The sequence below is a fragment of the Paenibacillus sp. Soil750 genome (assembly GCF_001428045.1).
GTDB classification, from domain to species: Bacteria; Bacillota; Bacilli; order Paenibacillales; family NBRC-103111; genus Paenibacillus_E; species Paenibacillus_E allorhizoplanae.
Genome location: NZ_LMSD01000042.1, coordinates 180437 through 206297 on the forward strand (window position 1 = coordinate 180437; position 25861 = coordinate 206297).

The window sequence follows — 25861 nt, forward strand, 5'->3', positions numbered from 1 at the left end:
CGAATTAAGCCATGTTTTTGATGATTTCGTTCGCGAACTCGGAGCACTTAATTTCTTTCGCGCCTTCCATCAAACGTGCGAAGTCATAAGTAACAGTTTTGTTGTTGATGGATGTTTCCAAGCCTTTGTAGATCAGCTCAGCTGCTTCCAACCAACCAAGGTGCTCAAGCAACATAACGCCGGAAAGGATTACGGAACCTGGGTTAACAACATCAAGACCAGCATATTTAGGAGCTGTACCGTGAGTTGCTTCGAAGATTGCATGACCAGTCAAGTAATTGATGTTAGCTCCTGGAGCGATACCGATACCACCAACTTGTGCAGCAAGTGCATCAGACAGGTAGTCACCGTTCAAGTTCAATGTAGCAATTACGTCGAAATCAGTTGGACGTGTCAATACTTGTTGTAGCGCGATGTCAGCGATAGCATCTTTTACGATGATTTTGCCAGCAGCTTCAGCGTCTTTTTGTGCTTTGTTTGCAGCTTCTGCGCCTTCTGCTTCTTTAATACGATCGTATTGTGCCCATGTAAATGTTTTATCAGCATATTCACGCTCAGCCAACTCATAACCCCAGTTTTTGAACGCGCCTTCTGTGAACTTCATGATGTTACCTTTGTGAACCAATGTTAACGTTTTGCGGCCATGTTTGATTGCGTACTCGATAGCTGCGCGAACCAAACGCTCTGTACCTTCGGAGGATACTGGTTTAACACCGATACCTGAAGTTTCTGGGAAACGGATTTTGTTAACGCCCATTTCGTTTTGCAAGAAGGAGATTACTTTCTTAACTGCTTCAGATCCAGCTTCCCACTCGATACCTGCGTAGATATCTTCTGTGTTTTCACGGAAAATAACCATGTCGACCAACTCAGGACGTTTAACTGGGGATGGAACGCCGTCGAAGTAACGAACTGGACGGGAACATACGTAAAGATCAAGCTCTTGACGAAGTGCCACGTTCAAGGAACGGATACCGCCACCGATTGGTGTAGTAAGTGGTCCTTTGATGGACACGATGTATTCTTTCATTGCAGTCAAAGTATCATTCGGCAACCAGCTGTTGAATTTATTGAAAGCTTTCTCACCAGCGTATACTTCGTACCAAGCGATTTTCTTTTCCCCTTTGTATGCTTTCTCAACAGCAGCATCTAGAACGCGTACGGAAGCTGCCCAGATGTCAGGACCTGTACCGTCACCTTCGATGAAAGGGATGATTGGGTTGTTAGGGACTTGAAGTACACCGTTTTCGATCGTGATTTTTTGTCCTTCTGTTGGTAGCTCGTAGTTTTCGAATTGTGGCATGTGAATAGTTCCTCCTCAAATTTGTATGAAAATGATTTCTTTTCTATATGTTGTGCATTGCTAGGCACACAAAAAGTGACGGGAGTCGCAGTACTCCCCCAGATGACCTGGGAATGGGTACCGAACTGCCCGCACCTTGAGCTTAAATAGCATGAACAATTAGCGTTGGCCAATTGGGATATATTTTTGGTTAACTGGACCTGTGTACTCTGCGCGAGGACGGATCAAGCGGTTGTTCTCGTACTGCTCAAGAATATGAGCTGCCCAACCGGAAGTACGGCTGATCGCGAAGATCGGTGTAAACAAGTCACGTGGAATTTCTAGCGTTGTGTATACGGATGCCGAGTAGAAGTCTACGTTAGGTTTCAAGCCTTTAAGACCTGTTACCAACTCGTCTGCTTTAATGGACATTTCGTACCATTTCAAGTTGCCCGTCAACTTACCAAGCTCATAAGACATTTTTTGCAAGTGCTTTGCACGTGGATCGCCGTTTTTGTATACGCGGTGACCAAAGCCCATGATTTTGTCCTTGCGCTCTAATTTACCGTTAATGTAAGGAACAACGTTCTCAACAGTACCGATCTCTTCCAGCATAACCATTACCGCTTCGTTAGCACCACCGTGAAGAGGTCCTTTGAGTGTGCCGATTGCGGAAGTAATACCAGAGTAGATATCTGTTAATGTTGCTACAGTTACGCGCGCAGCGAATGTGGATGCATTCAACTCGTGGTCAGCATGAAGTACTAACGCTTTGTCCAACGCTTCGATTGCAACTTTATCCGGCTCATTACCAGTCAGTTGGAACAAGAAGTTAGCAGCTACAGAAGAATATCCTGGGGAAGCTACAGGCTCTTTGCCTTCACGAATACGTGCGAAAGCCGCGATAATAGCAGGGATTTGCGCTTGCAATTTGATGGCTTTACGTACATTGGATTCCGAGCTTGAATCATTTGCTTCGGCATCATACAGGGCAAGTGCAGACACTGCTGTACGAAGCGCAGCCATGGAATTCACATCTTTCGGGAAGGCACGAATAAGATCAATTACCGCGTCTGGTACTTTGCTGTATGCGTTCAGGTCGCTTTGCAATTTCTCAAGCTCAGCTTGAGTAGGCAATTTACCGAACCAAAGTAAGTAAATAACTTCTTCAAATGTCGCATTTTCTGCGAGGTCATCAATATCAATCCCGCGATACGTAAGCACACCATCTACAATGGAGCTGATCGACGAGGTTGTGGCTACAATTCCTTCTAAACCTTTGGTTGCAGACATGGGAATCTCTCCTTAGCTACTCTATTAGCATAATATTGCTGTTTTCTTCTCTTAATAATAAAGTATTTTACTTGGTAAGTGAACAAAAGAGGTCATAGAAGTAAATTATCACTACCATAGAAATTCTTTTTGGCGGAATTTTCACACCATTTTTCGTACACAGGTTCTAAACACACGATACAAGTTTTTGTTAATTTCCTCGAATTATGCAGTGTGCGCGGAAAAATTTGTAGACCTTGTGCGAGATTGATACAATGTAAGGAATGAATCCGTGAATTGAGTTAAAAAGGAGCGACACAATGAGCAACCTTGCAACTAGGATTGGCATCATCGATATCGGATCCAACTCCATCCGACTTGTCATTTATGAAATAAATGCCCTTGGAGCTTATCGCGTTGTAAGTGAGCATAAAGATTCCGCAAGACTTAGCGAACGCATGGGTCCTGATGGCATCTTACATAACAAAGATATTATTTCAATCGTTCCTATCTTAACCCACTATGCCAGGTTATGCCAGTCTCAATTTGTTACAACTGTTCGAGCCGTTGCTACTGCCGCAGTTCGGAACGCTGCCAACACATCAGAAATCGTACGTATTCTCGAGGAACAAACAGGGCTCACGATTGAGGTTCTGAGCGGCTTTGAGGAGGCTCGATACGGTTATTTAGGCGTCATTAACTCCATGGATATCCGCAATGGCATGATTATTGATATCGGTGGCGGAAGCACGGAGGTCTCTTTAGTAAAGGATCGGGAGTTAGTCCAAAGTGTCTCTTTTCCTTTCGGAGCCGTGAATACCACTCGTCAATTTATGAAGGGCTCTAATCTAACAGATTCCGAAATCAGCGATATTCGCAAGATGGTGAACGAGGCGTTAGCTTCTCAGCCATGGATTATGCAGTCCCCTAATCTTCCAATGATCGGACTAGGCGGGACGATCCGCACACTTGGCAAAATGAGCCGCAAGCGAAATAATTACCCGCTTCAGCTGGCTCACAATTACGTCATGAAGCCAGGTGAGGTGCAGGAATTTTCATTGCTGTTATCTACAATAACTATTGATAAACGGAAGAAAATAGATGGTCTCGCCAAAGAACGAGCCGATATCATGGTTCCTGGCCTGCTTATTCTAGAGACGATCTTCGATGCCGCGAAATCTTCATCTTGTCTCATCAGTGGATCTGGCCTACGCGACGGACTTTTCTTTGAAACCTATAATCCGAAGCAACCCGTGAAAGCTGACGTATTGGAAGCCAGCATTCAGAATATACTGGCACTCCACCCAAATGCAGCTGCCACGCATGTCCAGCATATTGATACCTTTGCGATGCAACTGTACGATGCGCTGGCGCCATCGACAGATCTGGAAGCACGCGGCAGGCTGATGCTGCACACAGCTGCTCTTTTGTACCGAATTGGTGTGAGTGTCCATTACTACCAATACTTGAAGCACACCGAATACATGATTCAAGAAGCGCATATTGACGGCCTCAGTCATCGTGAGATTGTCATTGCCTCTATGATCGCAACATTCAAAACAAAAAATCGGACCCAGCAGCAGGCACTTGTATACAAGGACCTATTACTGGAATCCGATGTTACCTTAATCATTAAGCTTGGTGCGATCCTTAAGCTTGCCATGGCCATGGATGCCAGCGGGACACAACCCATTCTTGCAGCCATCAGTATCCAGCGCAATGATACTTCCATGAATCTTAATCTACTTTGTGCTCATAACCCTTATTTGGAACTCAAAGAACTTAACGCATTCGCCAAAGATTTCGATAAAATCTGGGGTATTAAGCTTAAGATTCAAACCGAAGTTTTTTCCATGAAGTAATCCGCATCGCCTCGAACTGGCTCCGATAAGGGGTCAGTTCATTTTTTATTCGCGTATACATGCCATTGGGCATCAGTTCTCGCGCTTTGACATTATCATGGAGTGTCACGTTTAGAATTTGAATCATCATTTTCTTCATATCTCGGTCCAAAACCGGGCACATCAACTCAATTCGCCGAGTTAAATTACGCGTCATCCAATCTGCTGAAGATAGATAGACATCGACATATCCCCCATTTTCGAAATAGTAAATCCGTGAATGTTCCAGGAATCGGTCTACAATACTCCGAACGGTAATATTCTCACTTAGACCAGGCACACCTGGCCTCAAGCAGCAGACACCTCGAATGATGAGTTCGATCTTCACGCCAGCTTGTGACGCTGCGTATAACGCATCCACCATTTCTTGATTCGATAGTGAGTTCATTTTCGCAATAATTCGAGCTGGACGACCGGCTTTAGCATGCTCCGATTCACGTGCGATGAGCTCAAATAACTTATCTTTCAAGTCCGTTGGCGCGACAGCAAAGGATTGCCAATCATGAGGTGCAGAATAGCCCGTAATTTCGTTGAAAAGCGCAGAAGCATCTTCTCCAATCACACTGTTGGACGTGAACAAGCCTACATCTGTATAGAGCCGTGCCGTACTGTCATTGTAATTACCTGTTCCAACATGAACATAACGTCGAAGCGTATGTTCTTCCTGACGAACGACAAGTGTGATTTTGGCATGCGTTTTGAGTCCTACTAGCCCGTAAACGACGTGGCAGCCCGATTTCTCCAGCATTCTCGCCCAGGCTATATTCCGCTCTTCATCGAACCTTGCCTTCAGTTCGACAACCACCGTCACTTGTTTACCGGATTCTGCCGCTCTAGCCAATGCCTGAATAATCGGTGATTTACCACTTGCCCTGTATAACGTCATTTTGATGGCCAATACGTGGGGATCATAAGCGGCATGGACGATAAAGTCCGTCACAGCATCAAAGGTCTCGTACGGATGATGAACGAGGACATCTTTCATTTTGAGAATATTAAAAAAGTCTGCCGAATCTGCTGTGTCTTCAAACTCAACAGGATATTTGGCAACAATGCGTGGATAACGTAGATTATCGAACCCATTCAATGTGTTGGCAAGCTTCATAAAATAGGTGATATCCAAAGGGCCATCGATCTCAAATATTTGTTCCTCAATCTCAAATTCATCCTGTAATTGCGCTAACGCATAGGGATGAATCCCCTCTTGTACCTCTAACCTCACAGGTGAGCCCCATCGTCTGCGTCTAAGCTCCTTTTCGATCTCTTCCAGTAAATCCTCCGCACCTTCTTCGTTAAGCGTTAGATCCGCATTACGCGTGACGCGGAACCCATGCACAGAAATCGGTGTATATCCGCTGAATAGCGATTGAATGTGATGCTCAATCAGTTCCTCAAGCAGAATAAATTCTGTCTTTTTACTATTGGAACGAGTAGGAACAGGTATGCAGCGAGCTAAATTACTAGGAATTTGGACGATTGCAAAATAAGGCTCCTCATCCAAATCTTCGCCTTCTCGTACAAGTAAAACGGCCAAATATAACGACTGATTATGTACAAGTGGAAAAGGACGGCTTTGATCGACTGCCATCGGCGTCAATACAGGGAATATAATGTCATGATAGTAGGCATCCATGGCCTTTTTCTGAGACGTGTTTAGATCCTCATACTCGGTAAATACAATGCCTTCCTTCGTCAAAAGCCGCGTCACTTCTCGATATGTCTTGTACTGCTCTGTCACCATTTTCGCCGTGCGCTTCATAATGCGTTTGATGAGGCCTGCCGGTGTGTAGCCGGTGAAATCCTTTTTGGTATAGCCAGCCTTAATCTGATCCTTGAGTCCTGCGACACGAACACTCATGAATTCATCGAGGTTGCTCGATACGATCGACAGAAATTTCACACGCTCTAGCAGTGGTGTACTCGCATCCTGCGCTTCCTCAAGCACACGCCAATTGAACTCGATCCAGCTCAAATCACGATTTAAGTACTTGGTTGAAATCTCTTTGACTTCTTTGAGTTCTTTAACATCCTTTAGTTCTGGTTCGCGCGCAATACTCATAAATCCTCCAGTATTTTTCCATTTTTAGTGACCTAATATCTCCATTGTACTATGCGGCTTAGTGGGGCGACAATCCAATACCCTGTATTTCAATATATTAAGATTTTGTAAAGATCATGATATTTCCGTATTTATCCATGTTCATGTTACAATATAAATGACTTGAAACAAGGAGTGATTCCTACCATGGGTATCCTAAATCCGCGACTGGTTCACCAAATTTTCAGAGGCATATGGGTGGCCATAATTCTCTTCTTAGTAGCCATCGCCTTTTACTATATCGTTCCACTCATTTACCCATTTATTTTTGGTTGGATTATCGCACTTATGCTCAACCCGCTAGTTAATTTCTTTCAATTCAAATTAAAGCTGCCAAGGTGGCTGTCTGTCTCGTTGTCCATGCTCTTATTTTTAGGGGCGATGGTTACGATTATTACTTTGCTTGTAGCTAATATTGTCGTGGAACTTGGCTCCCTTGCGGATACGATTCAACTTCAAATCAACCGATGGGTCGAGGAATTCAATGTGTTCATTAATTCAGTCACTTTCCAGCAATGGATTGAACGCGTGAATGAGTTTTTTGAAAATAATCCAAAATATCAGGAGACAGTTAACACCAATCTCTCCTCGACTGCCGGCTCTATTGCCGACGTTAGTAAATTGGTCATCACCTATACTTTTGCCGCACTCAAAGCTTTCCTGACATCTCTACCTAATATCGCGACAATCACGATCATCGTCATGTTGGCCACTTTTTTCATCAGTAAAGACTGGTACGGGCTCATCAAACGCTATAAGGGCATCTTCTCTGACATGATTGTTAAAACGACTAAATTAATCCGAACGGATCTACAGAAAGCCTTGTTCGGCTATATGAGAGCTCAGTTGATTCTCGTTTCACTTACTGCACTCGTCGTGATCATCGGTTTGCTTATTCTCCGTGTTGATTATGCGATAACCATCGGCTTATTAACCGGTTTAGCAGACCTGATGCCGTATCTGGGAACAGGTGCAGTGATGGTACCATGGATCCTCTATGTTTTCTTCGCTCAAGGTAATATCGTGCTTGGTATTGGACTCAGTGTCCTGTATGGCGTTATTGTGATCGCACGGCAAATTATGGAGCCCAAGGTATTAGCCTCCTCAGTCGGCCTTGATCCACTTGCTACACTTATTGCGATGTTTGTAGGATTAAAACTTTTCGGGCTGCTGGGACTTATCGTCGGACCTGTCTCCCTTATCCTAATAACCGCTTTCTATCGGGCAAGAATCTTCCATGATATAGCAGCTTACATACACAAAGGCTCGGCACCTCCTGAATAAGAGGATGACCGAGCCTTTTGTTCGTTAATGCTTATCTGCGATTGATGATGTGCATGTTACCTTTGCCGATTTGTTTGCGAATAATGGCCAGCAGTAATACTTTGAAAATCGGTCTTGTGTAAGGAAAGACGAGCAGGAAACCTAGAATATCCGTAATGAACCCTGGTGTAATGAGCAAAATCCCTCCAAGGAAAATACAGATACCATCAAGGATTTGCTGTGCTGGCAGCTGACCCTGTGACCACTCGAACTTCGCATACTCTATCACTTTGCGCCCCTCGCGCTTCGCAAAGTAAGCACCTAAGAAACCGCTCGCTATGATTAACAGGAAGGTCATCCAACCTCCGACTAGATGTCCAAGCATGATTAACATAGTAATTTCTACGGCAGGAACGAGAATAAAAATAGCGATAATCCATCTAAACATAGGTTTAGCCTCCGTCTTCAGTATACTTCGCAATAAGCTGCCACAATTCTGGCGCTTCCTTTTCTATACGTACTGGCCTCCAAGAAGGATTCACCCAAACATGACCAGATGTTCCAGTCACCAATATTTCTTCGGTGAGATCGTCGTTTATTCTCCGAATTTCATACGCAAATTGCATCCGCACACTGCTTATTTGTGATACACATGTATAGATACCCACGAGATCATCGTATCGCGCTGGTTTTTTGAACTTGAGATCCGCTTCTGTAACGGGGAGCAAGAGTCCCATTTCCTCTATTTTGCGATAGGGATAACCTAGGGATCGTATAAGCTCTGTACGGCCGATTTCGAACCAAGTCAAATAATTGGCATGATACACAACCCCCATTTGATCCGTCTCTTGATAACGTACACGCAGCTGTTGTTGGTGCCACCGTTGCTGAGTCATGATATATCCTCCTGCTATGACTTTGTAATTCCATTATAACATAGGTAGCGTATGAGTCTTAAATGCTGCAGTAAGGTGCATTTGGGTTCCGTTATTCCTTTTTCAGTTAGTGTCATTGGATAAATACATTAAATACTCTATTTGAGCCCCCTCTTTTAAGCTAAACATTGGAATTATCCATTCGATGAGCCCTATATTGGTCTGAATATGACCTTTTTCTGATATTTGATTGGATATATCCATTCAAATCCCTTTTTTTGGCCATATATAATGGCTTTCCATTGGAAAAGTCCAATGGGTTCAAAGTTTGGGAAAAGCTCGAGGTTAGTTTAGCGTAGCTGCGGCATGAAAATTGCTAAATCATGTTTAGAAGAATCCAAAAGCAAACAACGCAAAAAAGAGTGAAGCAAGAAATACTCTCGCTTCACTCTTCATTATCTCTTTACTTACAGAACGCTCGCTTGACCTGAGTAGATAACGCCTACTTCTGGGTAAATGGAAACTTCTGTACCGTCTTTAATTAATTCAACGGCATTTTCCACACCTACGATGACTGGAATCCCAAGGCTTAGTGCAACGACTGCCGCGTGAGATGTGATGCCGCCCACTTCGGTAATCAAGGCAGCTGCTCGTTGAACAGCCGGCATGTACTCTTTATCAGTTGAAACTGTTACAAGCACAGCTCCATCTACCATTTTCGCGAGAGCTTCTTCAGGTGTGCGTGCTGTTACAACAGTACCTGTAGCAGTTTGCATCCCGATGCCTGTCCCTTTGGCAATCATCTCACCAACGTGATGAACCTTGATTAGGTTCGTTGTTCCAGAGCGACCTACTGGTACGCCTGCTGTGATGACAACGATATCGCCAAGGGAAACGATTCCTGTTTTGATGGAGCTGTCTACCGCTAGGTTAAATAGCTCATCTGTTGTTTTCGCTTGTGTACCCAACACCGGAATAACACCCCAAACAAGGGATAAACGACGAATCACTTGCTCACTTGGTGTAACAGCGATAATTGGGGATTTCGGACGGTATTTGGATACCATACGCGCTGTGTAACCACTTTCTGTTGCCGTCAGAATCGCTTTCGCACCTAGCTCTAATGCGGAGTTTGCTACTGCTTGAGAGATCGCTTCTGTTACAGTTACTTGTTGCGCTTGTGCTTGACGAAGGAAAATTTCTTTATATTCCAAAGCCGCTTCTGCACGCTCAGCAATACGAGCCATCGTTTCAACGGATTCAACTGGATATTTCCCAGCAGCTGTTTCACCGGACAACATTACCGCATCTGTTCCGTCGAATACCGCATTCGCTACGTCACTTGCTTCCGCACGTGTAGGACGCGGGTTACGTTGCATGGAATCGAGCATCATTGTAGCCGTAATGACTGGTTTACCAACGATGTTACATTTTTTGATCATTTGCTTTTGAACAACGGGCACGTCTTCAGCAGGAATTTCAACACCAAGATCTCCACGAGCAACCATCAAACCGTCGGAAACTTCAAGAATTTCGTCAAGGTTATCGACGCCTTCTTGGTTTTCGATTTTGGAGATGATTTGGATATGCGAAGCGTTGTGACGCTCCAACAATTCACGAATTTCCATGACATCACTTGCTTTACGCACGAAAGAAGCTGCGATGAAATCTACACCTTGTTCGATACCGAACACGATATCATTCGCATCTTTTTCAGTGATACCTGGAAGGCTGATTTTCACACCTGGTACGTTAACACCTTTTTTACTCTTGATCGTTCCGCCATTGACGATACGGCATTCGATCTCAGTTCCACGAATATCAACAACCGTAAGACCGATTAAACCATCATCGATCAGAATCGTTGATCCGACTTTAACGTCACGCGGCAGATCCGAATACGTAACTGAGATACGGTCTGTATCCCCAAGAATTTCTTCGGTTGTCAAAATAATATGCTTGTCCTGAACAAGCTCAATTGGCTCTTCTTTTAGCTTACCTGTACGGATTTCCGGTCCTTTGGTATCAAGCAAAATAGCAGCTACTTTACCAGTCTCGGCGGATGCAGCGCGAAGGTTGCGGATACGTGCACCGTGCTCTTCAAAATCTCCGTGGGAGAAGTTAAGACGAGCTACGTTCATGCCCGCTTCTAGAAGCTTTTTAAGATTTTCTTGTGATTCGCTTGCTGGTCCAATCGTACAGACAATTTTGGTTTTACGCATGGTTACTGTTACCCTCCTGAGTGAATGTGAACCGACCGATATCTCTAAATTTCCGGTAACGGTCCTCGAGCAGCTCCTGTTCGTTCAAACTTAGCAGTTGCTGAAGCTGTTCCCAGATCGCTGATTTAATATGTTCGGCTTGTGTTGGTAAATCCCGGTGAGCGCCGCCCTTGGGCTCCGGTATGATGCCATCGATGACACCGAGTTCAAGGATGTGATCAGCCGTAATTTTCATAGCTTCTGCCGCGTGTAATGCTTTAGAAGCATCTTTATAAAGAATCGAAGCCGCGCCTTCGGGACTAATAACCGAATAGATCGCGTTCTCCAACATTAACACCTTATTACCTAAACCTAATGCAAGCGCGCCGCCACTGCCGCCCTCTCCGATAACGATACAAATGATCGGCACACGAAAAGAGGCCATTTCCAGTAGATTTCTGGCAATCGCTTCTCCTTGACCGCGTTCTTCCGCAGCATTCCCAGGGAATGCCCCTTTGGTATCAATAAATGTCACAATGGGACGCTTAAATTTGTTAGCTTGACGCATCAAACGCAGCGCTTTACGGAACCCTTCAGGGTGCGGACATCCGAAATTACGTGCGATATTGTCCTTCGTATCTTTCCCTTTTTGGTGACCAACAACCGTCACGGGTACCCCGTTAAGTTTCGCCAGTCCACCAACGATAGCTAGATCATCACCATATAAGCGATCACCATGAAACTCAATGAAATCCGTAAAAATTGTGTTAATATAATCGATCGTCGTCGGTCTTTGCGGATGACGTGCTAATTGCATTTTCTCCGCAGACGTCATCGTTGTATACAGTTCATCCTCTAATTGAGCATATCTTTCTTCCAAACGGCGAATTTCCTCGGAAAAGTCGATTTGCTTTTCTGCCCCAAATTTACGCAGCTCTGCAATTTTGCTTTTTAGTTCCGCCAGTGGCTGTTCAAACGGCATTTCACCCGCCATAAGTCGCCTCCTCCTTCGTTCCATGCATGTCGAGCAGCTTAATTAACGTCGGTCTCATATCCTTGCGGCAGACGACCTTGTCGAGCTGACCATGCTCGAGATTGAATTCAGATGTTTGGAAATTATCCGGAAGTTTCTGCTTAATCGTTTGCTCGATAACACGGCGGCCCGTAAAACCAAACGAAGCAGCCGGTTCTGCAATAATAATATCGCCAAGCATCGCAAAGCTCGCCGAAACCCCGCCGAATGTCGGATCGGTAATAATAGATATGAATAATCCGCCATCCTCGCTGAGCTTGGACAATGCTGCACTCGTTTTGGCCATTTGCATAAGGCTAAGAATACTTTCTTGCATACGTGCGCCACCAGATGTGGAATAAATGAGAATCGGAAGCTTTTTCTCAATCGCAATTTCGACGGCTCTCGTCATTTTCTCACCGACAACGGAACCTAGCGAGCCTCCCATAAAATCAAAGCTCATCGCCGCAACGATAACCGGAAATCCGCCAATTGTTCCTTGACCCGTCATAATCGCATCTTGAAGTTTCGTTGCATTCTTGGCTTTGTCCAATTTCTCGACATAATCAGGAAACTGCAATGGATCTTCGGAGATCATATCCGCATCAAATTCTACAAATTGACCTTCATCGAGCGTAAGTTGGATTCGTTCAGATGCGCTTAAACGATAATGATAACCGCAAGACGTACACACTTTTAGATTCTTCTCAAGCTCTTTGCTTGTTTGAATCGTGCCACACTTCGGACATTTATTCATTAAACCCTCAGGAATATCCCTTTTCGTTCTCTCGGAAGGAATCGTTGCATATTTTCGCTTTTGAAATAAATCCTTTAGCACATTTCCACCTCTACTTGGCTATGATCTATATTCCCTGACAAGCCACGTTTCTTAGTTCTACTTTATCTATCTATGTAAAATAGAATTGAGCACTTCTTGTACTTCTTCTAGCTCCCCTTCGGGAACAACAATTTCAAACTGGTTTTTGGATAAAGAGATGCCTCGTACCTGAACTAGAAAACCTTCTTCCGTCAGTCTCTGTTTAATCCGCTCTGCAATTTTCGCAGTAGGAGCTATATAGATCACCGTCCACATGAATAAACCTCCTATGACGTGCAACTACAACCACTAAGGCAACTAAGCAATGACGATAATAACATCCTTTATACGCATAGGAACACACAATGCAATAATGATAGCATAATTCCACTTTTGCCCGCAACAGAGCACATCGATGAAACGAAAATAAACGACTACACAGTCCACTTTGGACGTTAGCGTTTATCTAGAAATATAGCAGATTTATCGCGTGAAACATATCATTTCTATATGTAAAATAAAGCCTGAACTATTTAGGCTTAGTCCAGACGGTGTTTACTGCTATAATCAGGTGCATGCTCATTTTGGTGAGCGATTCTGGCTGAGGCTGCTGCCGCTAATCCACAAACTAAATCGTCTAGAAACACATGAACAGCGCTGCGATCATCATTTAAAGCGCGAATAATTCCAATTTTTTCCTTATCCAAGTAACCGAAGCTGGTTAAACCGATCATCCCATAAACATGAACAATTCCTAGAGCTAAAGTTTCGTCTACCCCATAGAGTGGTTCATCCACTTCAAGAATCGATTGTAGCGGCTCTGGCAACAGTTTCTTCTCGGCTAATTCATCCAGTGCAATCCCTGTATAGAGGGTGTATTGCACTTCACGCTTAGAAAGTACGGCCATTACACTGTCTACACATTCTTCAATCGTGAGTTGATCATTATACGGCTTCTGCAGCTTGTATACAATTTCTGAGACTTGATCCACGGACACGCCGCGTTTCTGGAGTAGCTGGATCATGTGTTGTTCGGTCATAAATCCTCCTCCTAGCAATGGGATGCTTATATGAATAAGAAAAGCCGGGTTCCTATTCATATGCGGAGGAAGTCATATTTACCACAAGAACGACAATAGAAAAACAACGATTAACATTTTCTCATTTTACTCGGACAGAATCTTTGCCCATAATCGTCTCGATCATGCGCGTAAGATCCTTGTTCGGATCGACCCGGTACTGGTCGCTCAAGGCCAAGAGCTTGTTGCTGCTCTCATAGAATAGCGCAACCGCAAGCTGCCCTTTATGCAGCTTCAACAGCGCCTTCAGCTGCAAGAGCTTATCCGGCTGCTCGCAGTCAGCCGTGATCTTGACGAACACGCGCTGCGGCTTCGCCTCAGCAGCGGTAGGCTGTGGGCGGCCCGCTGCCGGGGCCGCCTGCGGTGCTGGAGCGGCGCTGCGCGCGCCGCTCTGTGGGGCAGCCTGGCGCGGTGCACGATCCCTGACATCGTCAGGGGATCGTCTGCCCGCAGGCTGCCGGCGAAGCCGCTGGACGGCCTCCAGGTCGTCCAGCGCGGCAAGCTGCTCCGCGAGCAGCTTAGGCGGGTCCTCGTCCTGAAGCTGCAGCTTCGCACGGACGAGGACCAGTCTGCCCTTCTGCACGAGCGGAGCCGACTTCTTCCAGGTCTCGGGGAACAAGACCACCTCGACCTTATCAATGCGATCCTCCAGCTCCATGAACGCCATCGGGTCACCCTTTTTGGTGACGATCGTCTTGTTCGAGAGGATCATCCCCGCAACCAGAACATCGCTATGATCTGGAAGTTCTGTTAACTGATGCAGCATTACGGCATCCAGCTCTGCTAGCTGTTCCGTGTAGGCATCCAGTGGATGACCAGAGATATACATACCGAGCAGCTCTTTCTCGAGCTCGAGCTGCTTGGATTGCGGCATTGGAGGGATATTCGGCACCTCCACTTCCCAGTTCGGTTCTTCAACGAATCCGAACAGGTGAAGCTGAAGATCGTCCCGTTCCTTGCGCCATTTCGTAGCAGATGCAATGGTTTCATCGAGAATAGCGAGATGCTGGGCACGATGTCCGCCGAGTGAATCGAAAGCTCCGCCTTGGATAAGCGATTCAACAACCCGCTTATTACATACACGGAGGTCGACCCTGCGACAGAAATCAAGCAAGCTCTCAAACGGAGCTTTCTTTCTCTCACTAAGGATGGCATCTATGGCTTGTGTTCCTACATTTTTGATAGCAGCCAGTCCAAATCGGATCGCGCCAGCATTCGAATCCGGCGTAAACACCGTTCCGCTGCCATTCACATCGGGTGGCAGGACAGCTAACTTCACTCGTCTGCATTCGTCAACATACTCAGCAACCTTACGATGATTCCCCATGACTGCGGTTAGCATCGAGGCCATGAAGTAGATCGGATAATGTGCTTTAAGATAAGCTGTTTGGAAGGCAAGGACGCCATAGGCTGTTGCGTGAGCACGCGGGAAACCGTAATCGGCAAACCGCACGATCATATCATACACAAGGTTCGCCTCATCCGCGTTAAAGCCTTGACGTAAACTTCCCGAAACGAAATGTGTACGCTCTTCATCGAGGACTTCCCGCTTCTTTTTGGAAACAGCTCTACGTAATAGATCCGCTTCTCCTAAGCTGAAACCAGCCATAGACGAGGCAATTTGCATGATTTGCTCTTGATACACGATGATGCCGTATGTGTCCCGAAGAATGGGCTCAAGCGTTGGATGCGGATAAACAACTTCCACTTGTCCGTGCTTACCGGCAATATATTTGGGAATAAACTCCATCGGACCTGGACGATACAAGGCTAAGACGGAAATAATATCTTCGAATTCTGATGGCTTCAAGTCCTTGAGGACCTTGCGACAACCTGTTGACTCCAATTGGAATACGCCTGTTGTTTCCCCTCTGCTGAGCATCTCATAGGTGATATCATCCGAATCCATATTCAGGAGATCGAAGTTAATCTGAACCTCTTCCATTTCGGAAAGCCAATCGACCGTTCGTTCAATAATGGAAAGCGTCCGTAGCCCCAAGAAATCCATCTTGAGAAGTCCGATCGCCTCTAAATGCTCCATCGTATATTGGGTAAGCGCCGTCTGTGTTGTCCCTTCTTGTAAAGGCACGTAATGCGTCAGTGGCTCGCGCGAAATGACAACACCAGCCGCATGCGTTGAAGCATGGCGCGGCATCCCCTCAACTCGCATAGCCATCTCTAATAGTTCTGCGGTCTTCGGTTGTCTGGCTACCATCCCTTTCAAATCTGAGCTAACCTGAAGTGCTTCCTTCAAAGTCATCCCAAGTTGATTCGGAATTGCTTTAGCTGCACGATCCACATCCCCATAGGGCACATTGAGGACACGCCCTACATCCCGAACTGCGGCTTTCGCTGCCATCGTTCCGAAGGTAATAATTTGGGCAACGTGTTCATGACCATATTTGGCAACGACATAATCAATAACTTCATCCCGACGTTCGTCGCTAAAATCGATATCAATATCGGGCATCGTTATCCGTTCCGGATTCAAAAATCGTTCGAATAGCAGCTTATATTGCAGCGGATCGACATTCGTGATGCGGAGGACATACGCTACTAAGCTTCCCGCAGAGGATCCCCGCCCTGGCCCTGTCATGATCCGTTTCTCATGCGCGAATCGAATAAAGTCCCACACGATTAAAAAGTAATCCGAGAAGCCCATGTTCGCTATGACACCAAGCTCGTAAGAGAGTCGTTCTTCGGCTTGTTTTCTCAAAGGATGGCTCGCATCGTGCCACTCAGGCTTGCTGCCATAACGCTGTTCTAGCCCTAGTCTGCACAGCTCCTGCAAATAAGCCCCTGCTGTTAAATGCTCAGGTATCGGACTAAAACTTGGCAAAATCGACTTACCGAACGTCAGTTCTAATTCACAGCGCGAGGCAACCACAGCAGTATTCGCAAGCGCTTCAGGCACATGGACGAATAAACGCCGCATTTCCTCTTCGCTTTTCAAATACATCTGACTTGTTCCCATCTTGAGCCGATCCGTGTCCTCTACCGTTTTGCCAGTGCCTATACAAATAAGAATATCCTGCATCACATGGTCTGGCTCTGTTACATAATGCACATCATTCGTTGCAATTAAAGGAATCCCGGTTTCTTTGCTCAATTCGATCATGGAAACCATCACTTTTTTCTGCTCAATCATGCCATGATCTTGAATCTCCAGAAAGAAATCATCACCGAATATGTCGCGATAACGCTCTGCTGCTTTGCGAGCCTCGTCATATCGGTTATGCAGCAAATGCTGAGAAACCTCACTGCCTAAGCAGGAACTAAGGCAAATGAGCCCTTCCGAGTGCTGGGACAAATGTTCTAAATCAATACGCGGTTTATAGTGAAAGCCCTGTAGATGTGCAATCGACGTGAGCTTCATTAGGTTTTGATAGCCTTTGAAATTTTTGGCAAGCAAAATAAGGTGATAAATCGGCTGTTCCTGCCGTGTCCCTTTTTCACGAATGGAACTCGAAGTGAAGTAAACCTCACAGCCAATAATTGGTTTGATGCCCCGCTGTTTGCAAGCTTTGTAGAATGCGATCGCCCCGTACATGACGCCATGATCTGTCAACGCCAGAGAGGTCATGCCCAGATTAGCCGCTTGTGAAACAAGCTCCTCCATCCGTGCCGCACCGTCTAATAAACTATATTCACTATGCACATGCAGATGTACAAACGAACTCATCCGCTGGTTCCCCCCTTCTTTCGTGATTTATTCCTTACATTTTATCATATTGGAGCTAGCCAGTCCCATACAGTAGTAGAGAGAGATTGTCCTCCAACTCAGTAGAAAGGAAGCGATTGGCACATGGCTGGCTTTTGGGCAAGTATTATCATGTATTTCTGTATTGCGTTTGGGGTTGTATTCGGAGGCAGTATGCTGAGTGGCATCGCAGCCGTATTAACATTGCAATCTCCAACGGAGAAAATGCTGACCATTTCGGAAAATATCAAGATTTGGGCGATGGTCGCTGCGGTTGGCGGTACCATTGATCCAATCCGTTATATTGAAAGTCACGTGGCCATCGGCCATCTCAATCCGGCAATCAAGCAGATTGTCTATATCGTCGTTGCTTTTACAGGGGCACAATTTGGAACTGCGCTTATTCAAATGATCTGCAAAGGTGGGCATCAGCCTTGAGAATCCCTCCTTTTGCAAGATACCAACGACTGCTGGCGAGCTTTGGACTGCTGTTGTCGGGAGCGATCATTGGGAGTGCCGTGTACATGAGTATTCATCAACACACATACAACGAGTTATATGTGCAATTGCATAAAGTTTTGCAGGAAAATAGTGATCTCGAAGATGATATCGCTAGCTTGAAAAAAACCAAAAATAATCAAACCTTAGTCAATGTTATTAATGTTCATCTGATGCCCAAAAATCAAGATGATCTACTCAGTGAGGATATTCAAAAGGAAATCGAAGGCGATGTAAAAGCGGAGCTCAAGCTCGTCATTGGCCAAAAGGCAACTTTCGTCCGGGATTCACAGCCCCTTTATGAGAGATTGATCACGCAAAGAACGTATTTCCTGCACGATAAAAAATATGTCGTCGAGGTCAAATCCATTGTGTTAATCCAAACCGAATTAACCCTTTGGATTACAGCGCAAGAGAAAAAAACATAACATGAAATGGTCGCTCATCTTGCAATCCCCTCTTAAAATCGCTAAAGTTAATTGTAAATTCAACGAAAAGGGACGGATTGTCGTTATGCACGCCATACAATTGACGTTATTTATTCTTATTTGCCTCTTCCTTGGGCTTACCTTGTTCTATAGCATTCGCTCACGTCGCGAATCAGATGCTGCCAAACGAGGCTTGTACACAGCACGCATGAACATTTGCATGGGCTTGATGCTCGTACTCATTGCGATTACACAGATCTTCTTCTTCAGTGAATCCAGCTTCCGCCGCATTTTCGGTACCGTGCTCGTATTGATCGGTGTATTCAATGTTTTCGTTGGTATCCGAAATCACGGTCACTTTGATCGTCTGCTCCGCTAGATCACTTGTGCGGTTAGCATCGCCTTGGAAACCAGGGCTCCTGCATGATAAATCTCTACATCGATCTTGCCAAATTTACGGCTCACCTCAATGATGGTGGGTCTTATTTCTATTTTGGAATCAATCTGAAGCGGCTTCAGAAAATAGGTCGACATATTATCCATGACGAGATCTCCCTTCTTATGCTCCTGCACAATACGGTAAGCCGCCTGCGTCATAAGTGTCGTGAGAACCCCTTCCGAAACCGTCCCCAAATGATTCGTCATCTGCGGGGTAATTACGCCATGAAATTGCAGTTTGCCCTTCTCATCTCTGACCTCTTCCATCCCGGACCAGATCAAATCTTCAAAGGTTTCGCCGTTCTGCGGCTGTTTCTGGATCGATTGCATGGCTTTCAAGATATCGCTGCGGTTCAGCACACCGACGATTTTGCGATTGGTATCCACAACTGGCAAAAGCTCAATGCCTTCCCACACCATCATGTGTGCGGCAGATGCGACCGATGTCTGAGGCGAAACGGTTAATGGATTGCGTGTCATTAATTTATCAACGGATTGTTGAATGCTCGCGCCAACCATATCTTTGGAGGTTACAACACCAATAATCCGATTCCATTCGTCGACAACAGGAAAGCGGCTGTAGCCCGTATCCTCGGACATGCGCTGCCAATCCTTCAATGTACTGTTCGCCTTTAAGGCGAAGAGCGCTGCGCCAGAGGCGAGAATATCTTCCACGAGCATGATTTTCTTTTTGATCAAACGATCGTAGATAGCTCGGTTAATCATGGATGCAACGGTAAACGTGTCATAGCTGCTTGAAATGATCGGCAGTTCTAGCTCATCCGCCAGCACTTTGACTTCCGGACTCGTATTAAATCCACCTGTAATGAGAACGCCGGCGCCTTGCTCGAGTGCACACAAGTGAGCTTTATTCCGGTTACCTACAATAAGTAAGCTGCCTGCCTCAATGTAACGCATCATGGCGTCTTGCTCCATTGCGCCGATGACGAACTTATGCAGCGTCTTATGAAGCCCCTTCGCTCCGCCAAGCACCTGGCCATCCACCATGTTCACAACCTCGGCAAAAGTCAGCTTATCAATGTTCTGACGAAGCTTCTTCTCGACACGAACGGTTCCGATCCGCTCTTTCGTTGAAACGAGTCCCTGATTCTCGGCCTCTTTAATTGCGCGGTATGCTGTGCCTTCGCTGACTTCCATATTTTTGGCAATTTTGCGTACAGAAATCCGACTTCCTAGCTTCAAGTCCTCAATGTGCCGCAAAATCTGCTCATGCTTCGTTAATGTATCGACGGAATGTGTATCCAACTGTTACACCTCATTATTAGATCCTGTATTAGTCTGTACTACTAGTATAATCGTTCCACTGGGTAAGAACAATGAGGGTTTGGAAGATGGAAAAGCATCCAACCCTATAGGATTGGATGCTTCATATTCATTATACCAAACATATGTTCGAAGTCAAAGTTTAGCTCATTCTTCGCTTACTTACGGAATTGAAGAAGCTTCCGTCTGCCTTGTACAAGCTGTTCCATTTGCCATTTCTTCATCCGGTTAATGCGGAGTTGTTGCTTGCGTTTCTCTTCATCTACACCAAGGATTTGGTGCAAATGAGCAGCGATGATAAGCAAGGCCATCACAAGCCAGATGACGCTAAAAATCATCGGCAATGAGCCCACTTCGCGAAAATTCAATTGGGGAATGGAATAAAATAACATGCCGACCGCCAAACTCATGTACACGACATTTTTGAAACCTTTCAACCGAATCACACGCCTTTCGTTCATAATAACCTCGAACCTAGCTCTACCTACTTCCATTGTATGAGACAAGTCGTCGAGATATGAATGCGTGGGGCGCAGTAAGACCAAGTTTATTCTACTTCGTAGCCTTGGCTGCTCAGAAAGGCTTTCATATGCTTCCTTGGACGCTGCGCTTTCGCAGCCATTTCCTTGGACCAGGTCGTATCGACTTTGCCGCCGGTACGCACGTTCATGTAATCGCGGAGCGTTTCGTCGTATGCCTCGACCGCGGATGGGTTGTGCGTATACCGATTCTCATGGTATACGGCTTCAAGCGGGAGCCGCGGGCGGTGCAGCGGCTCTTGGTCCGGCATGCCGATGCACATGCCGAAGATCGGGTACACAAGCTGAGGCAGGCCCAGCAGCTCGGATACTTCCGCGGGCTTATTGCGCAGCCCGCCGATATAGCAGACGCCGAGGCCGAGTGACTCGGCAGCGATCGCTGCATTTTGCGCAGCTAATGCAGCCTCGACCGTGGCAATGATGAGATTCTCAGCATTGCCGGTGACCGGCGTGTCCACGTGTTGGTGGACCGCCTCCGCGTAGCGGTGTAGGTCTGCGCACCACACGAGGAACAGCGGGCACTCGCTGACGTAAGCTTGATTGCCAGCTAGCTCGGCTAGCTGGCTCTTCAGATCAGCATCTGTCATATGGATGATGCTGTAAGCTTGCATATTGCTCGAGGTGGAGGCAGCTTGAGCTGCCTGAATAATCGCCTCGCGTTGCTCGGTACTTACGGGCTCATTCGTAAATTTACGAATAGAGCGATGACTTTTTAGTAGATCAATGATTGCATTCATGAATGGGTCCACTCCTCTATCTCTTTTCTATCAGTATCCTTGAATTTGGAGCGATTTTCAAATGCTAATCAGATTTGAAATGAGAGGTGTTGGGCGGGCTGGTGTTGAGACGGTTGCAGAGACTGGGGTGGTGAGGACGAGGATGCTAGAGTCTAGAGTAGATAGTGGGGCTGATAACTGAAGATGAGGGGAGATTAAGTTGGCGATCGGGATTGTAGTGGTGCGGGGGCTGAGACTTGTGATCGGGCTTGTAGTGGTGCGGTGGCTGAGACTTGTGATCGGGCTTGTAGTGGTGCGGGGAGCTGAAGAAAAGGATAAAAAGTAGACCAAAGATGCGAAAGTGCAACCTTTTCACCTCATTCCGGCCAAAACTAGTAAATTGTTGCAAATAAGCATCCTTTTCGCAAGAAAACATGCTTTCTTTACGATATAACCAAAAATAAGTGCCTTTCTGCACTTATCTCGCATTTCCACGGAAAAACTCCCACTAAAGATGCCTTTTTGCAATTTTGCTTGTGTTTTTTATGAAAGCTGGTGTAGGTACAGTTTCGTGATGTAGGTGAGAGGTGCGGGAGCCATGCTAGTTGCTGGTGCTCATGTGGGAGGCTCGGCGGTTGATACGCGGCGTGGAACTACGCTAGTTGCTGGTGCTCATGCGAGAGGCTCGGAGAGTAATTCGCGGCGCGGGAACCATGCTAGTAGAGCTCGCTCGAAGGCTAGACGGAGGATGCAGGATGTTGGTGCTCGTGCGGAAGATCTGCTAATAGTCCACACTACTGATACTCGTACTGGGGCTCAGTGGATGGTGCGCGGGCAGAACCTTTGCCAGTTCCTAATGCTCGTTCAAGGCACGCATTCCCCTTTCCCACGAAAAAGCTCCCACCAAAGCTGCATTTTCGCAGTTTTGTGGGAGCCGCTTTTGTGAAAGCTGAGGCATCATATTTTCTTTATGCAGGTGCTGGTCAAAATGTCTGACCAGAATGGTGCTAGAATGGAACTCTTCCCGTATTAGCTGGTACAAATGCTAGTGCGAGCTACTGCACAGTGGTTTCCTACCTCATTTCAACAAAACTTTTCTTCCCACTCGATACAGCAAAGTTAAGATCCACGGTATGGCCACAATCAAGACAAACACAATGCCATTGTAGACATTAAATAGTAGAATTGATCCCGGCACCTGAACCTTATATTTCCATAAGGAGAGTAGGGCGGGGTGCATCAGGTAGACGCCGAAGGAGACCATCCCCAGTGAGACGAAAAAGCTCGCCACACGCTTCCATTTTAACAAGAGCTCCTTAGCCATCCAGATCATGCTCACACCAATGCCAAGGTTGTACAACAGCCACGCAATCTCATACCATGTATTTTCAAAAGAATATCCTCTAGAAGCTAATAAATACAGTCCCGTGTACACCAAACCACTCAAGATTGAGGATGGAATGACCCACCCTTTGTTACGATCCAGCCACGCGCGGAAATTGCTGTAATTCATCCCAATGGCGCCGCCAACTAGGAAGTAACCGAAATAGGTGATACATAGCTCAGGCTTATGGCTGATAGGTCCGACCCAGTGACTATAGATGTAGACACCAGCTTGAATCGCTAATCCCCAAAAGGCTAGTGTTTTACGAAACCATGCTGCATTCCTTACTGCCCAGACGAGCAGAGGAAACAGCAGGTAGAACTGCACAATAATGATCATAAAATATAAATGATAGCCGGAATCTGCCCATTTTAGCTGCTTGAGAAATACACTTAAATCTATTTTAAATGGATGCCCTGGCGTCCATAACCACGGATTATATATATAGTAGAAAAAGGACCAAACGATATAGGGGACGAGCACTTGCCGTACGCGTTTCCAATAGAATATGCCTGCTTGCTTAGCGCTCCAATTATCCGCATAAATATAGAACAGCACGATACCGCTCAAAAAAATAAAGACAGGAACAGCAAAATAACTTATTTTGTTCAAAAATAAAATAAACAGCTGCGTGCTGCTGCCTTTCAACGCTGGATCTACTGTCCAGTCCGCCGTTACATGAATCAGAACTACAGCCAAGATGGAAATAGCTCTGACAATATCAAGCTCCGTAATCTTTGCTTTTGCCATGTCGGTTTTCTATCCTCATTTCATAATAAATACCCTTTAACTATAGACATTTTCGACATGTTTCGCAACAAGGGAATACGCAAAAGAGTCCCAATCGCATGGATTGGAACTCTGTATCATATTTGCTTCGATTGACCTACCTTAACTTGACGTTTACGTGACGACAATTGAAATCTAACCAGCGTTAAACTCACAAGAATGATCGCTGATGCGATATACATCATGGCTGCCCAGCCTTGCTTACTTTCTGTCCCTAGGAAGAATCCATGCAGCAGGGACAATACAAATATCGGATAAGACAACAGATGAAGGGCAAGCCATACCTTTCTTTTCAACTTATGTCGAATATCTGTTGTAAACAGTACAAGGAGTAAACCATACATGGCGATCGTCCCCAAGCCGTTCAGTACTGGATTATTTTTAGCTGAAAAAGGGATTAACAGTTCCGCCCAGTCGAAAGGCATGAAAGTATCTATAATGAGAAAAGCCGTGTGCAGAAGGGCAAAGCAGGTTCCTGTTAAATTCGCATAGGTGTGCCAGCGGAGCAGTTGGCCTTTCTTATGCCCTTTGATCTGAGGATAGCTATAGGTAATACCGATCGCCATGCCAACGAACAAAGTTAAATAAGAAAGTATACCAAAGGTTCGAATAAGCATCCAGGTTGGCAGTTCAATCAAGAAATGAATCATAAGCTTCTTTCTCCTTTCAACCCTGTCCAGGAATGCTCCATGCTCCCGAGAAGCGGCTTCACTTGAAACACATCACCAACAGAGGTATATATGAGCGCTTCCATGTCTTGTGATCTACGTTGGAAGAGCGGAACTCCTTCCTCCATTCCGAGCATACACAACACTTTTGCCCAGACTTCACAGGCAATCAAATCTTGGCCGACAACTGTGCACTGCACAACAGATGATAGGCTTGGCCGCATCGTGCGTGTATCTATCAAGTGGTGCATCTCCCCTGCGTTCGTTAGCCAACGTCTGCGTAAAATGCTGGAAGTAGCTACAGCACCTGTTCGTAGTTGAAGCGTAACTTCCTTGGACGGATCCGTTTCGAAGGGATTGGCAATCCCGATACACCAAGGCTCATTCACTGCAGCCCCTCCCCATACCGTTACATCTCCACCAGCATTAATGAAGCCTCTACGAACTCGCCAATCCGTCCTCAAACGATTCGCAACCTGCTGTGCAGTCCAGCTTTTCACAATTCCACCGAAATCCACTTTGTCCCCAGCTGATAAGCGAACCGATTTCATCCAAGGATCCACTTGCAGCACCCTACCTGAGAATGGGGGAGAATTCGGTTGCTCAAGCTCCATCATTCGTTCCTGTATACGATCAAATGATTGTCTATATCCAGCCTGTTCCATTGCATGTCCAACACAAATATCAAAAGCACCATTTGTTTGTTCCTTATAATACCTCGCAAGTTCAAGAACTTCGAGCATGATGTCGGAAACAAAACTTAGCTGACCACTTCTCGCATTGAGATATGAGCATTCACTTGTCGGAATAAACCGGCTAAACCTTTGCTCAGCAAGATTAAAACCATCCAATACAGGGATTTCAAGCTCAGCGGTTGACTTTTCCGATTCCAATAAGACTTGTATGTGTGAATTCATCGCACGAAATGTAAAGTCTCGAAACATGTAGCCATCTCCTCCAGCCCAGACTCGAAGCTAGGATGCGTGACTTCTTGTGTGGGTCTGCGTATTGTTTTGCGTTTGCGATTGTGGAAGTGATTGCGCGGAAGAGCTATCTGACTGATTAAGCTGGTCTCGACTACTACTTGCACTGCGCTTCATCCTATTACCTGAATTGCGATCGAAAGATTCTGAAGGTGGCACATCCAGCTTTTTCTGTGCAGCCACGGTTGTCGTATTCAGCATAGAATTCGATGCTTTTTGAACAGCTGCAAGAAATTCAGGGCTCTCTTTAACTTCCTGAAACAAATAGACAACAATCATCGCACTAACGAGTCCGATCTGCCATTTGGTCCATTTTGAGGATGCTTTCATACCCATCCCATCCCATCTCTATGAATAAGAATCTAAGCTCATTATACGCGGTTAAGTACCTAAAATCCTGAGTAAACCCTAAAAATTAGCTGAATACTCCCTGAAGTTATGTTTGAAGAATGGGCGCTTTCCTCCCGAAGCCTAGGCACAAAGGGAAATATGTCCTCATATGATGGAGTAGTTTACTTTGCATAAACAGCAATACCGCCATGACCAGATAAGAAAGTATTCGCTTTCGGTTTACGAAACAACTTTCTTGTTGGAGATAAAATCTACCAGATATAGGGATCTTTGGTCGGAAACC

Annotated in this window: 23 protein-coding genes; 5 read left to right on the forward strand and 18 right to left on the reverse strand. The window is 45.7% G+C overall.

The genetic code is table 11. The features are described 5' to 3' along the window. Positions 1-4: 4 nt before the first annotated feature. Positions 5-1303: an NADP-dependent isocitrate dehydrogenase gene (icd, locus tag ASL11_RS31710; protein ID WP_056624036.1), complete on the reverse strand. Its 1299-nt coding sequence runs from the start codon at positions 1301-1303 to the stop codon at positions 5-7. 159 nt (positions 1304-1462) lie between these two features. After that, complete coding sequence (citZ, locus tag ASL11_RS31715) at positions 1463-2575, reverse strand: citrate synthase (protein WP_056624039.1); 1113 nt, start codon at positions 2573-2575, stop codon at positions 1463-1465. A gap of 299 nt (positions 2576-2874) precedes the next feature. Here citZ and ASL11_RS31720 point away from each other — a divergent pair, with 299 nt between their 5' ends. Further along, positions 2875-4416, forward strand: coding sequence for a Ppx/GppA phosphatase family protein (locus ASL11_RS31720; protein ID WP_056624043.1), 1542 nt, complete (start codon positions 2875-2877; stop codon positions 4414-4416). Here the strand turns inward: ASL11_RS31720 and ASL11_RS31725 are convergent. Further along, the gene (locus tag ASL11_RS31725; protein ID WP_082596026.1) at positions 4382-6514 is read right to left on the reverse strand and encodes an RNA degradosome polyphosphate kinase; all 2133 of its coding nucleotides are present in this window, start codon (positions 6512-6514) and stop codon (positions 4382-4384) included. The two genes, ASL11_RS31720 and ASL11_RS31725, sit on opposite strands and share 35 nt — an antisense overlap. Positions 6515-6700: 186 nt before the next feature. Between ASL11_RS31725 and ytvI the strand changes: the two genes are divergently transcribed. Then, complete coding sequence (gene ytvI / locus ASL11_RS31730; RefSeq protein ID WP_056624048.1) at positions 6701-7837, forward strand: sporulation integral membrane protein YtvI; 1137 nt, start codon at positions 6701-6703, stop codon at positions 7835-7837. A gap of 31 nt (positions 7838-7868) precedes the next feature. On the opposite strand, the gene ASL11_RS31735 is transcribed toward ytvI, so the two are convergent. The 8 genes from ASL11_RS31735 to ASL11_RS31770 all read right to left on the reverse strand — a co-directional run bounded on the left by ASL11_RS31735 (position 7869) and on the right by ASL11_RS31770 (position 17482). Continuing rightward, positions 7869-8264 carry an FxsA family protein gene (locus ASL11_RS31735; protein ID WP_056624051.1) on the reverse strand — a complete coding sequence of 132 codons (396 nt, stop codon included), beginning with the start codon at positions 8262-8264 and terminating at the stop codon, positions 7869-7871. Positions 8265-8268: 4 nt separating this feature from the next. Further along, on the reverse strand, positions 8269-8712 hold the full coding sequence (locus ASL11_RS31740) for an acyl-CoA thioesterase (protein WP_056624054.1): 444 nt from the start codon (positions 8710-8712) through the stop codon (positions 8269-8271). Between the two features lie 446 nt (positions 8713-9158). Further along, entirely contained in the window at positions 9159-10913 is a 1755-nt protein-coding gene (gene pyk / locus ASL11_RS31745) for a pyruvate kinase (RefSeq protein ID WP_056624057.1), read from the reverse strand. Further along, positions 10906-11886: an acetyl-CoA carboxylase carboxyltransferase subunit alpha gene (locus ASL11_RS31750; protein ID WP_056624060.1), complete on the reverse strand. Its 981-nt coding sequence runs from the start codon at positions 11884-11886 to the stop codon at positions 10906-10908. The genes pyk and ASL11_RS31750 overlap by 8 nt, the downstream gene beginning before the upstream one ends. Further along, positions 11876-12742, reverse strand: coding sequence for an acetyl-CoA carboxylase, carboxyltransferase subunit beta (gene accD / locus ASL11_RS31755; RefSeq protein ID WP_056624064.1), 867 nt, complete (start codon positions 12740-12742; stop codon positions 11876-11878). Before accD ends, ASL11_RS31750 begins: the two co-directional genes overlap by 11 nt. A gap of 66 nt (positions 12743-12808) precedes the next feature. After that, positions 12809-12997 carry a hypothetical protein gene (locus tag ASL11_RS31760; protein WP_028554922.1) on the reverse strand — a complete coding sequence of 63 codons (189 nt, stop codon included), beginning with the start codon at positions 12995-12997 and terminating at the stop codon, positions 12809-12811. 263 nt (positions 12998-13260) lie between these two features. Then, on the reverse strand, positions 13261-13761 hold the full coding sequence (locus ASL11_RS31765) for a phosphatidylglycerophosphatase A family protein (protein ID WP_056624067.1): 501 nt from the start codon (positions 13759-13761) through the stop codon (positions 13261-13263). 121 nt (positions 13762-13882) lie between these two features. Continuing rightward, on the reverse strand, positions 13883-17482 hold the full coding sequence (locus tag ASL11_RS31770; RefSeq protein WP_056624070.1) for a DNA polymerase III subunit alpha: 3600 nt from the start codon (positions 17480-17482) through the stop codon (positions 13883-13885). A gap of 123 nt (positions 17483-17605) precedes the next feature. Here ASL11_RS31770 and ASL11_RS31775 point away from each other — a divergent pair, with 123 nt between their 5' ends. From ASL11_RS31775 to ASL11_RS31785, 3 genes are read left to right on the forward strand one after another with little or no spacing between them, the layout of a single operon-like run. Continuing rightward, positions 17606-17938, forward strand: a complete 333-nt coding sequence (locus tag ASL11_RS31775) for a YtrH family sporulation protein (RefSeq protein ID WP_056624073.1) — start codon at positions 17606-17608, stop codon at positions 17936-17938. Then, complete coding sequence (locus ASL11_RS31780; RefSeq protein ID WP_056624075.1) at positions 17935-18426, forward strand: hypothetical protein; 492 nt, start codon at positions 17935-17937, stop codon at positions 18424-18426. The genes ASL11_RS31775 and ASL11_RS31780 overlap by 4 nt, the downstream gene beginning before the upstream one ends. A gap of 1 nt (position 18427) precedes the next feature. Continuing rightward, the gene (locus ASL11_RS31785; protein WP_327205127.1) at positions 18428-18805 is read left to right on the forward strand and encodes a YtpI family protein; all 378 of its coding nucleotides are present in this window, start codon (positions 18428-18430) and stop codon (positions 18803-18805) included. Here the strand turns inward: ASL11_RS31785 and ASL11_RS31790 are convergent. The 7 genes from ASL11_RS31790 to ASL11_RS31825 all read right to left on the reverse strand — a co-directional run bounded on the left by ASL11_RS31790 (position 18802) and on the right by ASL11_RS31825 (position 25557). After that, positions 18802-20130 carry a DRTGG domain-containing protein gene (locus tag ASL11_RS31790; RefSeq protein WP_056624077.1) on the reverse strand — a complete coding sequence of 443 codons (1329 nt, stop codon included), beginning with the start codon at positions 20128-20130 and terminating at the stop codon, positions 18802-18804. The two genes, ASL11_RS31785 and ASL11_RS31790, sit on opposite strands and share 4 nt — an antisense overlap. A gap of 176 nt (positions 20131-20306) precedes the next feature. Further along, entirely contained in the window at positions 20307-20609 is a 303-nt protein-coding gene (locus tag ASL11_RS31795; protein WP_235550640.1) for a hypothetical protein, read from the reverse strand. 86 nt (positions 20610-20695) lie between these two features. Next, complete coding sequence (gene nfsA / locus ASL11_RS31800; protein ID WP_056624080.1) at positions 20696-21424, reverse strand: oxygen-insensitive NADPH nitroreductase; 729 nt, start codon at positions 21422-21424, stop codon at positions 20696-20698. A 1057-nt stretch (positions 21425-22481) separates the two neighbouring features. After that, a complete protein-coding gene (locus ASL11_RS31810; protein ID WP_056624087.1) occupies positions 22482-23537 on the reverse strand; it encodes an acyltransferase in 1056 nt (351 codons plus the stop codon). 116 nt (positions 23538-23653) lie between these two features. Then, positions 23654-24226 carry a ferric reductase-like transmembrane domain-containing protein gene (locus ASL11_RS31815; RefSeq protein WP_056624092.1) on the reverse strand — a complete coding sequence of 191 codons (573 nt, stop codon included), beginning with the start codon at positions 24224-24226 and terminating at the stop codon, positions 23654-23656. Next, positions 24223-25188 (reverse strand): FAD:protein FMN transferase, encoded by a 966-nt coding sequence (locus tag ASL11_RS31820; RefSeq protein WP_056624094.1) that lies wholly within the window; start codon positions 25186-25188, stop codon positions 24223-24225. The genes ASL11_RS31815 and ASL11_RS31820 overlap by 4 nt, the downstream gene beginning before the upstream one ends. 30 nt (positions 25189-25218) lie before the next feature. Next, a complete protein-coding gene (locus ASL11_RS31825; RefSeq protein ID WP_157257128.1) occupies positions 25219-25557 on the reverse strand; it encodes a hypothetical protein in 339 nt (112 codons plus the stop codon). Between the last annotated feature and the right edge of the window lie 304 nt (positions 25558-25861).